10 protein-coding genes are annotated in these 13,441 nt (G+C 48.8%); 4 read left to right on the top strand and 6 right to left on the bottom strand.

Going from position 1 to position 13,441, the window contains the following annotated elements; all coding sequences use genetic code 11:
* Positions 1-3: 3 nt before the first annotated feature.
* The 4 genes from J0A67_RS13800 to J0A67_RS13785 all read right to left on the bottom strand — a co-directional run bounded on the left by J0A67_RS13800 (position 4) and on the right by J0A67_RS13785 (position 4,859).
* The gene (locus J0A67_RS13800; protein ID WP_206569952.1) at positions 4-1,251 is read right to left on the bottom strand and encodes an NAD(P)/FAD-dependent oxidoreductase; all 1,248 of its coding nucleotides are present in this window, start codon (positions 1,249-1,251) and stop codon (positions 4-6) included.
* A gap of 68 nt (positions 1,252-1,319) precedes the next feature.
* Entirely contained in the window at positions 1,320-2,324 is a 1,005-nt protein-coding gene (locus J0A67_RS13795; RefSeq protein WP_206569951.1) for a 4-hydroxyproline epimerase, read from the bottom strand.
* Between the two features lie 75 nt (positions 2,325-2,399).
* Positions 2,400-3,845, bottom strand: a complete 1,446-nt coding sequence (locus tag J0A67_RS13790) for an aldehyde dehydrogenase (NADP(+)) (protein WP_206569950.1) — start codon at positions 3,843-3,845, stop codon at positions 2,400-2,402.
* A 123-nt stretch (positions 3,846-3,968) separates the two neighbouring features.
* Positions 3,969-4,859: a dihydrodipicolinate synthase family protein gene (locus J0A67_RS13785; RefSeq protein WP_206569949.1), complete on the bottom strand. Its 891-nt coding sequence runs from the start codon at positions 4,857-4,859 to the stop codon at positions 3,969-3,971.
* Positions 4,860-5,044: 185 nt separating this feature from the next.
* On the opposite strand from J0A67_RS13785, the gene J0A67_RS13780 reads away from it, so the two are divergent.
* The 3 genes from J0A67_RS13780 (at position 5,045) to J0A67_RS13770 (ending at position 6,852) form a co-directional block, all read left to right on the top strand.
* On the top strand, positions 5,045-5,923 hold the full coding sequence (locus J0A67_RS13780; RefSeq protein ID WP_206569948.1) for an AraC family transcriptional regulator: 879 nt from the start codon (positions 5,045-5,047) through the stop codon (positions 5,921-5,923).
* Between the two features lie 159 nt (positions 5,924-6,082).
* Positions 6,083-6,619 carry a hypothetical protein gene (locus tag J0A67_RS13775; RefSeq protein ID WP_206569947.1) on the top strand — a complete coding sequence of 179 codons (537 nt, stop codon included), beginning with the start codon at positions 6,083-6,085 and terminating at the stop codon, positions 6,617-6,619.
* A 23-nt stretch (positions 6,620-6,642) separates the two neighbouring features.
* Positions 6,643-6,852, top strand: a complete 210-nt coding sequence (locus J0A67_RS13770) for a hypothetical protein (protein WP_206569946.1) — start codon at positions 6,643-6,645, stop codon at positions 6,850-6,852.
* Positions 6,853-6,932: 80 nt separating this feature from the next.
* Here the strand turns inward: J0A67_RS13770 and J0A67_RS13765 are convergent, their stop codons facing one another.
* Entirely contained in the window at positions 6,933-10,577 is a 3,645-nt protein-coding gene (locus tag J0A67_RS13765; protein WP_206569945.1) for an ABC transporter permease/M1 family aminopeptidase, read from the bottom strand.
* A gap of 5 nt (positions 10,578-10,582) precedes the next feature.
* A complete protein-coding gene (locus tag J0A67_RS13760; protein ID WP_206569944.1) occupies positions 10,583-11,470 on the bottom strand; it encodes an ABC transporter ATP-binding protein in 888 nt (295 codons plus the stop codon).
* A gap of 228 nt (positions 11,471-11,698) precedes the next feature.
* Between J0A67_RS13760 and J0A67_RS13755 the strand changes: the two genes are divergently transcribed.
* Positions 11,699-13,381, top strand: coding sequence for a DUF885 family protein (locus tag J0A67_RS13755; protein WP_206569943.1), 1,683 nt, complete (start codon positions 11,699-11,701; stop codon positions 13,379-13,381).
* Positions 13,382-13,441: the final 60 nt, after the last annotated feature.

Below are 13,441 nucleotides of genomic sequence, written 5' to 3'. Positions count from 1 at the left end.
TTCTTAAGAATATCTTCCCACTTCAAATCCAGTGAGTTCAAGAGAAGTATTTTTTTGCTGATGAAGTTCGGCTAGGACTTTTCCAGTTGCTGGAGCTAGCGAGATTCCCATCATGGAGTGCCCGCTGCCAACCAGTACATTGGAGTACCCGGGAGCATAGCCAATATAGGGCAAGCCGTCTGGCGAACAGGGACGCAGACCTTTCCAGATTTTATCTTCCTCGGGGAATTTGGCCTGGAAATCCGGGTAGTACCTGTTGATCGCTTCGAAGATTCCTTTCACCCTATTCTTGTTGACGGATTGGTCGGTGCCGGCAATTTCCATTGTTCCTCCAAAGCGTACCGTCTTTCCATAGGGACTTACGGCTACCTTTTGTTCGGTGAGGATGGTCGCCTGCTTGATCTCAGGCTGGTTTTCCTGAAGAAAAGAATAGCCTTTACCCCCCATCATCGGAAGAGAGAAGCCCAGCATTTGAGCCAGCTCGGCGGACCAAGAGCCTGTGCAAACCACTATTTTTTTCGCATCGATTTTTCCTTGGCTGGTGATCACGGCAAGGACTTTTGAGCCTGACTTTTCAAAGCCCCTTACTTCGGTGTTGGACATGAATTTCACGCCTTTCTCCGTCAGGTAATTTTTCAAAAAACCATACAAAGCTCCAGGATCCAAATGAGCGTCGCCGGGAAAGAGGACCGCGCCGCGGGCTTTCAATTCCAGCTTAGGCTCGACCCTTCTGAGGTCTTCAGGACTGAGTATCTCTGCTTCCAATCCGTGCTTTCTCGCCAGATGGGCAAATTCCACCTCTTCCTTTTCGATTGCCTCCGTCTGGTAGGCCATCATCAGGCCTTTTTCCTGCAGGGCCAAAGCGGCATCCGGGTGCTCGGTTTTGAACTCCAGGTAGAGCGCCTTGCTGAGCAGGCTGAGGTTTTTGAGGTAGGGAATTGCTTTTTTGACCTGGGCATCGTTGGCGGCTTTGAAGAAAAGCATGCACCAGCGAACCAGTTTCATATCCAGACGTGGATGGATGTAGAAGGGACTCTTCGATGAAAACATCCAGGAAATTCCCTTGCTGATCATGCCCGGTGCAGCCAAAGGAATGATGTGGCTGGGGACGATCATGCCCGCATTGCCGGTAGAGCAGTTTTCGTTCAGGTCGGTGCGGTCGATTACCGTGACTTCGATCCCTTCTTTGTTGAGAAAGTATGCCGAAAACAAACCGACGATTCCGCCACCGATGATTAGGGTTGGTTTCATAAAAGAATTAAGAAGCTAGATGCTAGAACCAGAAAAAAGAGCGGAAGAACTTTCTTGATTCATGGCTCTTAAATGACTTGAAATCCATGGACATAGGGGTCGTCGTCATCGAGAATGATTGTATTGTAGCCATAGACTTTGGCCCAGCCCTCTATGCTTGGCACAATGGCGGGCTTGCCCCCAATCTCGGTCACTTCCTCGATGCGTCCGATAAACTTGGACCCGATGAAGCTCTCGTGTACAAATTCGTCGCCAGGCTTGAGCCAACCTTTGGCAAACCACTGCGCCATCCTAGCAGAGGTGCCGGTGCCGCAGGGAGACCGGTCGATAGCCTTGTCCCCATAGAAGACGGCATTTCTAGCGGTACTTGTCGGGTCAAGGGTTTTTCCCGTCCATAGCACATGTGACAGGCCTCGGATCTTGTCATGCTCGGGATGCACGAAGTCGTAGCGTTCGTTCATTTTTTGGCGCAGGTTTCTGGCCATTGCGATCAGCTGCTCTGCTTTGAAGTGCTCGATGCCGGGGAAGTTCGCCTGGGGATCCACAATGCAATAGAAGTTGCCGCCATAGGCTACGTCTACAGTCAGCCTGCCAAGATCTTCTATTTCAATTTCCAGATTTTCCGCCGCCAAGAAGCTCTTGACATTGGTAAGCTTTACGGATTTGACCTTTTTGCCCTCTTGCTTATACTCGATCAAAACCAATCCAGCTGGTGCTTCCATTCGCAGAAAGCCCGGAGTTTTGGGATGGATCAGGCCTTCCTCGATCGCAATGGTGATCGTGCCGATCGTGCCGTGCCCGCACATGGGCAAGCAGCCGGAAGTCTCGATAAAGAGCACCGCAAAGTCATTTTCCGGATCATGCGGAGGGAAAAGCATAGAGCCAGACATCATGTCGTGGCCCCGCGGCTCAAACATCAATCCGGTGCGGATCCAGTCGAGATTTTCGAGAAAGTACTGGCGTTTCTCCAGCATATTGTTTCCCATCAGAAAAGGGACACCGCCGGAAACTACCCTTACGGGATTGCCGCAGGTGTGGGCGTCTATGCAACTGAAGGTGTAACGTGAAGCCATTAGTAGGATCGCAGAATTCTAAAATTGAAAGTTTGGGAAGTAGGAGCCACCCCGACTGAATCGAGTGGCGAAAGATCATTTTTCGTATTTGCCATTGACGAGTCTCCAGATGCCCAGCGGGTTGTCGTCCCGCAACGCATCGGGGAGCAAGTCCTGTGGCATGTCTTGAAAGGCAATCGGCCTCGCAAAACGCTTGATCGCGTATGCACCGACGGAGGTACTATTAGGCGCTGTTGTCGATGGATATGGTCCTCCATGCTGCATCGCAAACCCAACTTCCACGCCTGTAGGTACGCCTCTGAAGAGCAGACGTCCGCATCTTTCTTCCAGGAGATTGATGAGGAAAAGCTGGTTTTGGAGTTCTTCTGCCTCCGCCCATACGGTGATGGTCAGCTGTCCATGAAGTTTTTTGGTAATTTCCAGTAGCTCGTCCTCGTTTTTGTACACCACCATCATGGCAAATGCGCCGAAAACTTCCTTTTGGAACACGGCATCCGCAAGCCAGTCGGAAGCCTTGATTTCAGCCAGCGCAGTACTGCCGTTGATCAGGTGTTTGGGATCTGCCACTTTGACCCAGCGAAGTTCGTGACGGGACTGGAGGTATTGGATGGAATCATAGTAAGCCTGTGCAATGCCCGGGTGGAGCATTGGAGCGGAAGCGATGTCGTTGAGCTCTGCGGCTATTGCATTTTCGAAGGGCTTAGCGTGAGATTCAGGCACGAAGATCAGGCCTGGATTGGTGCAGAACTGACCTACGCCAAGAGTAAGTGAGCCGATGAAGGCTTTCGCCAAGGGCACCAACTCATTTTCCAGCTTCTTGGAGAAGGTAAAGATCGGATTGACCGAGCCCATTTCGGCATAGACCGGAATCGGCTCTTCCCGCTTGGTCGCCAAGTCGAAAAGGGCCATGCCACCCAGATGTGACCCTGTGAAGGCGACAGCTTTGGCCAGAGGATGCTTTACTAAGGCCTGTCCTTCGGTAATACCTCCCTCGACGTGAGTGAAGAGGGCAGAAGGAAGTCCTGCCTTGAGAATGGCTTCGTGGATGCACTCGGCCACTTTACGCGAAGTCTCCGGATGGGCAGGATGAGCCTTATAGATCACAGGACAGCCTGCCGCCAAAGCGGAGATCGTGTCGCCTCCAGCCGTAGAAAATGCCAAGGGAAAATTGCTGGCGCCAAAAACTATCACCGGTCCAAGGGGCGTAAGAAACCTTCGGATATCAGCTTTTGGCAGCGGAGATCGGCTTGGATCCCCCGGATCTATGGTTGCTTCGACCCAAGATCCTTCTTTGACCATGTTGGCAAATAGTCGGATCTGACCGGTCGTTCGTCCCAGTTCACCATTGATCCTGCCTTCTGGAAGATTGGATTCTTTTACCGCCAAAGGCACGATTTCGGCACGGTTGGCTTCAAGGATTTCTGCTAGGGTATCCAAGAAGGCCCCTTTTTCTTTTCCTGGGAGGTTTTTGTAAAAAAGAAAGGCTTCTTGGGCTGCGTTGAAAATTGGGTCGAAGTTCATGGATTGGAAAATTTGATTGAAAGATTGCAAAATTGAATTCGGGCGGATGCCTAGGCTTCGCTCAGTACGTGTAACTGAAGGCGGATTTGGCTTCAGCTTTAGGCCTCCGGACTTACCGCTTCCTCACAATTTCGGTCTTTTTGCCAAGCCTTCGGTAATGATCGCCTCGATTCTTTCTCTTTCTTCCCCAATCAACGTCAGTCGTGGCGCACGTACATGCTCTGATCCTATGCCACAGTGCTGCTCGGCGAGCTTGATGTATTGGACCAGTTTGGGATGGATGTCCAGCTCCAAGAGAGGCAGGAACCAGCGGTAGATCTCTCTCGCTTCTTCGATTTTTCCTTCTTGCACAAGGTTGAAGATGGTGACGGTTTCCTTTGGAAATGCGCAAACCAAACCTGCTACCCATCCTACAGCGCCCATTAGCAACTCTTCCATTGCCAAGGTATCCACTCCGCAAAGCAGTGCATATCGGTCTCCGAATCGGTTGATCATGCGGGTGACATTGGATATGTCGCGCGTGGATTCTTTGATTGCCTGGATATTTTCACACTCAGCCAGCTCTGCAAACATGTCGATGGTCACCAAAGTCTTGTAATCCACCGGATTGTTATAGATCATGATAGGCAGTTTGGTGTACTTGGCGACGGTCTTGAAATAGGTGACCACTTCCCGTGCATCGGCCGCATAGCGCATGGGAGGTAGGATCATCAGTCCCGAAGCGCCCAGTTCTTCGGCTTTCTTGGCCCAAAACAGCGCGTCTTGAGTCGCTCCCTCGGCGATGTTCAGGATAACAGGCACTCGTCCGTTTAGGTATTTGACGGTTTCCCCTGTCAGGGTGATTTTTTCTCCTTGGGACAAGACGGAGCTTTCGCCCAAGGTGCCGCCCAAGATGATGCCGTGGACTCCGGATTCGAGTTGGAATTCCAGGTTTTTGAAAAACAAATCCATGTCAAGACTGCCGTCTGGGTGGAATTTGGTGGTGACTGCGGGAAATACGCCTTTCCAATTCATGATATTTTCTTTTTTGATGATTGCTCTGATCGATTGATGGGAATCGCCCCATGTTGAATTTCATTTCAAAAGTAGTAGCCTTAGGCACCGTATGCTTTCACAGGATTAGTCAATAGTGGTACTATATTGATATTAATTTCAAAAATATCTGTAAAATGTATTCAATTTGATACCAGTCAAGCGTCATGGCAAAAGTAATCTCCTTTCAGATCCCAAAATCCCAACGGGAATTCGTCCGATATCAGCAGGATCGCGGGAGGCATTTTTACGATAAGCTTCACCAGCATCCACAATTGCAGCTTACGGTGGTGCTTGAGGGGACCGGACAGTTTCTCAGCGGCGACTATTTGGGGCGTTTTCAGGCAGGGGATGTTTTCTTTTTGGGAGAAAATGCACCCCATGTATTTCGAAGCGACCCTGAATATTTCGTCCAGGACGTCGACTTAAGATCGGCAGGAGATACGATCTTTTTCGACTTCGAAGTTTTCGGAAAGACGCTTGGAGATTTGGAGGAGTTGCGGTCCCTGAGAAAATTCAGGGATTTTTCAGGCTTGTGTTTTCAGGTTTTTGGGGAAAGCAGAGAGCGCATCACTGCAATCTTTGAAGAATTTGCGAAAAGTTCGGGCTTGCAAAGGTTCCAGTTGGCCATCCTGCTTTTGTCTATCTTGGACCAATCCGGCGAAAATCTGGTTCCGCTCAATCGGCCAGCCTTGGCGCGTGGGCTTTCGGAAAGAGACGGAAAGCGTATGGATGAGGTCATGCAGTTTATCTTCGAGGAAAGCGCCCGTCCAATTACCCTCCAAGAGGTTGCTGACCGCGCCAGTCTCAGCAAGGAGGCCTTTTGCCGTTTTTTTAAGCTTCGGACTCGCAAGACTTTCACGCAATATCTCCAGCAGGTCAGGGTTTCGCAGGCCAAAAAACTCCTCATTGAATCGGACTTGGGGATTTCTGAAATTGCTTTTCAAGTGGGCTTCGAAAACTTGTCCTATTTCAACAGAAGCTTCAAAGCCATCACCGGAAAAACCCCCAAGTCTTGGCGGGTTGCAGACAAAACCGCATCATAGCGGGGAAATTTTTCCCCGAAATCAGAAAAACCCAGATTTGGTTTAAGAAATCGAAAAACTATTTAAATCATTGAAAGATAGTAGTTTGTGTTAAATTAGACTGACAGTAGAAAAGTGGCGGCATCGAGTTTGGGCCTTTCGGGGAAAACCAAACACAATATGAAAAAGCTATTACTGATGGGCGCATTTCTCCTAGCTGGAATTGTCGCCAATGCGCAAACCACGAGGGATCTGGAGGACATCAACGAGGATAACTCTTGGCTGAAGCTGGGGCTGAACATCGCCGCTCCTGTAGGAGACCAAGCCGATTTCTCATCTTTTGCTCTTGGGCTCGACGCGGCCGGACAGTTCATGCGAACCGACAACTTTGGACTTGGTGTGGCCACGGGGTACACGCATTATCTCAAAAAATCAGACGTGGCCGGATCGGATGATTTTGGAGTGATTCCTTTGGGATTGATGCTCAGATACTATCCGCAGCCTGAGGGGCTCTTTGTCGGCACTGACTTGGGATACTCTTTCTTGACAGGAACCGAAGGCGGAGAGACTGGCGGAATGTACTTTCGACCGCAGCTCGGATACCACAATTACGACTGGAATATTTTCGCCTATTACAATCAGATCCTGATAGCTGACCCATTTAGCGATGTATCGAGCATTGGTATCGCCTGGACATATAACATTCGATTTAAATAAGTTCACCTTAACCACTTTTTACCATGAAAGCTTTAATAGTGAGAAATTACAAGATTGCAGTATTGGCTGTACTGGGCCTATTGATCTCATTTAAGATCTTTGCCCAAGACGGGGGGCTGGACGTCGATATCGATATCGGCAAACCAGAATGGTACGAGCAGCCCTGGGTATGGGTAGTCGGCGGCGCGGTATTTATCCTGATTCTAGTTGCGCTTTTAAGAAAGAAGCGATAGTCCGTGGGGCTAATTGTAAAGGTCACCCTCGATTTCGAGAGGGTGACCTTTTTTTTGGTTCAATATTTTTTATTGGAGAACTATCGCACTTCTACGCTGATCGTGTTGTCGTCTGGAATTCGGTCAATCAATTTGTTATAAGGGTCAATCCCTGCTCTCACGGGCTCACCTTTCACGAGAATGGCAAGTGTGCTTTCGCCGGGCTTGATCTTATATTTTTGGATATAGAGGGGGTTGGTGCGCGTGCGGCCGTTTTCATCGGTGTCTTCAGCGGCAAACACGCCTATGTCCACGTAGTCGGCTGCATAGTCTGCGTCTTCTTCACGCCCGGTCTCGTCAGCATACAGCTTTTTCGATTTGATCTTTAGCGTCACTTCATATTCACCATCTGAGATTTTCTTCGCCTGAGCGGTTTCGGTGCGGTTGTCGTAGAGCGTGAGTTTGTTCCAGGTATCATCCAGATAATAGCGGAGGCTGTCCGGAGTCACGGCTTCAAGATGACGATATAAATCAGCACTTCCTGGGAAAGGAGGAGTCTGCTTTAGACCAAATTCCTGATTAAAGGCATAGAGTGCAGAATCCATGGCTTCGGTGCCGATCAAGTCACGCAAGCCGTAAAGGATGAGGCTCCCTTTGTTGTACCATTGATAGGCCCGATTGCAGTTGATGAACGTGTTTTCCTTTTTGCTTTCATTAGCCCGGCCACGTAGGTAATCATCGAGTTCATCTTTGAGAAAGCGCTTCATGTTGTCCTTTCCATATCTTCTTTCTGTGAGTATCAGCGCAGAATATTCTGCCAAGGCCTCTGAGATCAAGTTGGATCCGCGGGTGGCGTTGGGGGTGATCTGATGCCCCCACCACTGATGCGCCAATTCGTGGGCGGTCACATAGTAGACATAGTCAAAGTCATCGGGATCGGTGAAGTTGGCTACCCAGCCGAAACTTTCCGAAAACGGAACGGTATTGGGAAAAGACTGCGCAAATCCAGCATAGCGGGGAAACTCGAGAATCCTCATCTGTCTAAACTGGAAATTGCCATAGGTCTCCGAGAAATAGGTCAATCCGTCTTTGTAAGAGTCAAGAAAGCGATCCAGATTGTAGGTGTGTTTGGGATCGTGGTAGATTTCGATATTGACTTTTTGGCCATCCGGAAGGATTGCCTGGTCTTTGAGAACTTCATATTCAGCAGATACGAAGGTGAAAAACGACTGAATCGGCGTATCCTGGATGTAGTGAAAGTAACGTCGCCCATTTTCCTCCCACTCCCGCTGGAGATATCCGGGCGCCACGGCTATTTGAGAAGGGATGGTGCTGACCACGGTTTCAAACTGGATAAAATCTGCTTCATCCGCGAATAAAAGCGTCATTTTTCCTTTGGGATCGTCATGGTTAGGAAGATCTTCGGGTTTTTCGGGAAGCTCATTTTTACGCCTTTCTTCATCTGAAGAAAGCTCATTGTTTGGATCGTAGCCGATTTCGGGGATGCCACCGCTGAAGAAGGTGCCATTGTACACGATTTCACGCCCATAGCCAGAGTTTGGAAATCCCTTGAATTCCACCTTGCTGACAATGGTTAGATTCAGTGTGTCTCCGGGCATCAAAGTCTGAGGAAGCGCGGTGATTTGATACCATTCCCTTTCTTTCTTCCTTCCAAATAGCTGGAATTTTCGGGGCTTGTATTCAAGAGGAAAGCGATGCGCAAGCGTATCGCTTTGCCAGACTATTTTAAAATCACTCAGCGATGTGGAATTGAAATGGACCGAATCGATAGGCGTATCAGTCTTGTTGACCAGCTGGACCTCAGCGATGAAGTCGGCCCTGCGGTCCATGGGATAAAGGTTTGCCTCGATCTTGACTTTGGTGTACTTGGGTTGGGGAATGCCCTCGTATTTTTTTAGCTGTTTCTCGTAGGCGACTCGCCGCTGTGTTCCTTCGTCCGATGTGCTGTAGTTGTTTTCATAGACGACTGTCTGATAGATGTAGGCTCCGGAGAGCAAGGCCACCGCCAGGAAGGCGAAAGAAAGTCTAGGAATAGGCTTCGAAAGCCTGTCTTTAGCGTTTTGCCAACGGCTTTCCCAGGAATTTTCCGAGCCCCGGCTGAAAAAGATGCTGAAAAAGAGCACCAGAAAAATCCCCCAGGCAGTCCAATACAAATTAAACCAGAGCAAGGGCTCCGCAAAATGCCCCAAACCGTTCATGTCGCTCCAAGTGTAGCCCGGCTTGTTGCTGAAGAAGAACAGATTGAAGTTGTAGTCCGCAAAGTTCATAAGAATCAACATGAGCAGCCAAATCCCAATCGCAGCGGCGTGGCCTGCAAACTTGTTGTTGACCAAAAGGTGGACAGCAAATACCAGCATCACCATCTGGAGGTAATCTGGCAAGGAAATCAAATAACTGTCGATCAGATATACTTTGAGATCGTAGTCAAAATAGCCCTTCAGTGTTTGGATCACGAGCCCGACAATGATTGGAATGGTGGTCAGGATCAGGCAGATCATGACCATCCCCAAAAACTTGGAGGCTATGATTACACCGTCTTTTACCGGAAAGGTATCGTTGATCACCGAATAGCCGGTGGCCTTGTCCCGATGTAGGCTTTCTCCGGTGAAAAACACGATGATGATGAAGACAAACAGGTTGTAATCGTAGGTCTTGTACTCCATCAAAAACGACGTGGAAGGATAGTTAGGGACGCTGTAGAGTGTATTGCCTATCCAGAAGTCCAAGATCAAGAATATCAAGCCGCCAAGAAGGATCGAGCGGAAATAGATGTCCTTGCCTATGTTTTGGAACTCGATTTTGGCGAGGGTTTTGAGACTTTTCCACTGATAGTTTTTGGAAAAATCAGAGGCAACGGTAATCTTTTTGCTGATTCCGGCCGTTACCGTTTCTGCCTTTTCCTTGGTTTTTTTCTGATCAGTTTGGAAGAAATAAGTGAAACTAAACCGAGCATAAGCCGCTACGAAAAACACGATTCCCAAACCCACCCAAAGGAGTCTGTTTAGCAAGAGGTTCCCCTCCAAAGGAAGGAAAAAAGAGTTCTGTTCAAACGGGGTGAGATAGCGGGTTTGTAGGTCAAAGGTGTTTAATCCAAAGGGGTCAATCAACTGGACGAGGTCTTTGTTTTCGATGTCTTGGGCGAGAAAATTTGCAAGCAGGTAGACGATAAAGACCACTATTCCGCCCGAGTAGATGGAGCGTATATTTCTTGTGAAGACAATCAGGGCAAAAAACAGCGATCCGGCTAGCCAAAGATTGGGGAGAAGGAGCGACAGCCAAGGCTGAAAATAATTCACAAGCAAATTAGGGCCATATCGATCGGCCTCCGTCCCGAATCCCGGGCCAAAGAGACTCCCAAGGAAAATCCCAAGCAAAGCTCCTAGAGAGATGAAGAGCAAGGTGGCAAAAGAGCCCCAAAACCTTCCCATGAAGTAAGCTGATTTGGTGATGGGATAGCTAAAGAGGAAAGTACCCGTCTTGTGCTCCAGGTCACGGTAGAGCGGTACCCCCATCACTGCTGAGGCAATCAGAATTCCGAAAATAGAAAACAACAGCAGCAACTCGGCAATCACAATCGGGGAGTTGTGGAAAACCTTTTCCGACGCTGGCGTATTCCCAAAGCCGATCAACAGCAAGGAAGTGACCATCAGAAGGAGAAAATAAATCCAAGTGGCCGGCCGCCCAAACCGATACTTGAGTTCGAAGAGGAAGATGTCTTTAAACATAGTTGCTAGATCGTGATGGGGTCGACTTTGCGGGAAATAAAGCTGAAGTAAACGTCCTCCAAATCCGCGGGGACAGGCTCGAAGCCATTTCCGGGAGCCTCTTCGCTTTCTATCCTCAAGCTTAGCTTGCCGGAGATTAGTTTGGTTGAGATTACTTGATATTCTTTCCGGTACTGGTCGAGATCGGATTTCTCGATGGATTTTTGGAAGATCTTCCCATTCACCATCGCCAGCCCGTCTTTGGGTTTTCCCTGCATCAATACCTCTCCCATACAGATGATGGCCATATTGGAGCAAAGCGTATTCACATCTTCGACGATGTGGGTGGAGAGTATGACAATGGTGTTTTCACCGATTTCTGAGAGCAGATTATAAAAGCGATTTCGTTCGGATGGATCAAGACCTGCCGTAGGCTCATCCACGATAATTAGAGAGGGGTTTCCCACCAAAGCTTGGGCAATCCCAAAGCGCTGCCGCATCCCTCCTGAAAATGTGCCTAACGCCTTTTTTCGATCTTTAAAAAGGTTAACCCGGTTCAACAGCGCTTCGACCAGCTCTTTTCTTTCTGTCTTTTTTCCTATCCCTTTCATTTGGGCGATATGGTCGAGCATGGTTTCGGCACTGATCTTTGGATACAGCCCGAAATCCTGAGGCAAATAGCCCAAGCGTTCCCGCACGGCCTGTTTGTCTTTTAATACATCTATTCCGTCCAAAGTGATGGTTCCCAGATCGGCTTCCTGCAGCGTGGCAATGGTTCGCATCAGTGTGGACTTTCCGGCGCCGTTGGGGCCGAGTAGGCCAAACATGCCCTGAGGAACGGTCAGGGAAATGGAGTTCAAAGCCCTAACCCCATTTGGGTAGGTTTTGGTGAGATTGGAGATGACTAATTCCATGGATTGTTGGTGTGGAGTGTTAGGGAAAAGTATTTCTGGATCGACGTGATCCAGTAGTTTGGTTTTTTAATATAATGAATTGACAGTAAAGGGTTTTACAAAAGATGTTAAAATCGTTTTATGGAGGCGATGGGCAATAAATTCCGTGATTGGTCAAGCGGAAATCAAAAAAATAGCCCTAATTGGTCAGTTCCTTGTTCAAAAAAAGACCAAAGAAAAACCCCAACCATGAAAAAGACCTTACTATCCTTCGTGCTTGTTTTTTGCACGACGCTGACTTGGGCAACCGAGCTGGTGACCCTGATCCAAACCTACCAGGCGGATCGCGGAGCCCTTGGAAGACTTTATACCAATCGTCTTTCCGAGGAATATTTTACCCGAATGCAGGCATTCAACCAAGATTACCTGAAGACTTTGAAGTCGCAAAACTATGGCAGCCTTTCCGAGGATGGCAAGATAGACTACGTCCTGTTCCGAAATTTCCTTGAAGAAGAGCTGGCTGTTTTGGATCTGGACCAGCGGGCATTTTCAGAAATCAACTCGGTGGTAGCCTTTGGAAAGCCCCTTGAAGAATTTGTCGTTGCTCGAAGGAGGGCGAAGCAACCTGAATCCCAAAAACTTGCGGCCACTTGGAATGAAGTCGCAAAAGCCGTGGATGCCCAACTCAAGGCTTTGCCGTCCACCTCAAAATACACCTCTTGGCAAAAGGCCGACCTTGCAGCCCAAGCTGTCGAGAGCTTGAACAAAGTGGTCAAAGAAGCTTATGACTTTTATTTCGACTACGATCCTTCCTTCACTTGGTGGATGCCTGAGCCTTGGAAAAAATTGGATGCCAGTATGAATGCCTATGCCAAAGCTTTGCGCGAGCACTATACCAATTCGGTAAAAGATGACGGCTCTGGGATCATCGGAAAGCCCATCGGACGCGAAGCCCTGGAAAAACAACTGGGCTTTGAAATGATCGCCTATACGCCTGAGGAATTGATCGCCGAGGCGGAGAAGCAGTTTGCTTGGTGTGAGAAAGAAATGCTCAAAGCTTCCAACGAACTTGGCTTCGGCAATGACTGGAAAGCCGCTCTGGAAATGGTGAAAAACACCTATCTGCCAGCTGGAGCTTGGCCGGAAGAGGTGGCCAGATTGGGTGAGGAAGCTATTGGAATCATGGAGGAAAACGGCTGGATCACCGTGCCTCCGCTAGCGAAAGAGACTTGGAGAACAATCATGATTTCTCCCGAGCGGCAACGAGTGAGTCCGTTCTTCCTTGGCGGTGAAGTAATCCAAATCGCTTATCCAACCTCGGAAATGAGCCATGAGGACAAGATGATGTCCATGCGGGGGAACAACCCGCATTTCTCCCGCGCCACTGTTCAGCACGAGTTGATCCCTGGTCATCATTTGCAGCAATTCATGAATCAGCGCTACATGACGCATCGCCGGATGTTTGGTACGCCGTTTTGGACGGAAGGATGGGCGCTCTATTGGGAGTTTGTGCTTTGGGATCGCAATTTCCCAAGAGATGCCAAAGACAAGGTGGGTATGCTATTCTGGAGAATGCACCGTTGCGCGAGGATTATTTTTTCGCTCAGTTATCATCTTGAGCAGATGACACCGCAACAATGCATAGACCTCTTGGTCGACAAGGTAGGCCATGAGCGCGCCAATGCCGAGGCGGAGGTAAGAAGATCATTTGAAGGAAGCTACGGACCGCTGTATCAAATTGCCTACATGATCGGAGCCTTAGAGATCTATTCCCTAAGAAAAGAAATGGTGGATTCAGGAAAAATGCCAGAGAAGGAGTTCCACGACTTGATCATGACCCAAAATGCGATGCCGATTGAGATCTTGCGAGCCAAAGTCACCGGCAAACCATTGGACAAAAACCACAAGGCGAGCTGGAAGTTTTTGGATTGACACCAGCCATCTTTCAAGGCTTTTGGCCGCACTTTGATCAACAAAAAAGGAAGCTTTCGA

Source organism: Algoriphagus aestuariicola (assembly GCF_017254835.1).
GTDB classification, from domain to species: Bacteria; Bacteroidota; Bacteroidia; order Cytophagales; family Cyclobacteriaceae; genus Algoriphagus; species Algoriphagus aestuariicola.
This window is presented reverse-complemented; position numbering and strand designations above follow the sequence as displayed.

Coding starts and splice junctions, on each gene's coding strand:
- J0A67_RS13800 (WP_206569952.1), bottom strand. CDS start 1,251: ATGAAACCAACCCTAATCATCGGTGGCGGAATCGTCGGTTTGTTTTCG.
- J0A67_RS13795 (WP_206569951.1), bottom strand. CDS start 2,324: ATGGCTTCACGTTACACCTTCAGTTGCATAGACGCCCACACCTGCGGC.
- J0A67_RS13790 (WP_206569950.1), bottom strand. CDS start 3,845: ATGAACTTCGACCCAATTTTCAACGCAGCCCAAGAAGCCTTTCTTTTT.
- J0A67_RS13785 (WP_206569949.1), bottom strand. CDS start 4,859: ATGAATTGGAAAGGCGTATTTCCCGCAGTCACCACCAAATTCCACCCA.
- J0A67_RS13780 (WP_206569948.1), top strand. CDS start 5,045: ATGGCAAAAGTAATCTCCTTTCAGATCCCAAAATCCCAACGGGAATTC.
- J0A67_RS13775 (WP_206569947.1), top strand. CDS start 6,083: ATGAAAAAGCTATTACTGATGGGCGCATTTCTCCTAGCTGGAATTGTC.
- J0A67_RS13770 (WP_206569946.1), top strand. CDS start 6,643: ATGAAAGCTTTAATAGTGAGAAATTACAAGATTGCAGTATTGGCTGTA.
- J0A67_RS13765 (WP_206569945.1), bottom strand. CDS start 10,577: ATGTTTAAAGACATCTTCCTCTTCGAACTCAAGTATCGGTTTGGGCGG.
- J0A67_RS13760 (WP_206569944.1), bottom strand. CDS start 11,470: ATGGAATTAGTCATCTCCAATCTCACCAAAACCTACCCAAATGGGGTT.
- J0A67_RS13755 (WP_206569943.1), top strand. CDS start 11,699: ATGAAAAAGACCTTACTATCCTTCGTGCTTGTTTTTTGCACGACGCTG.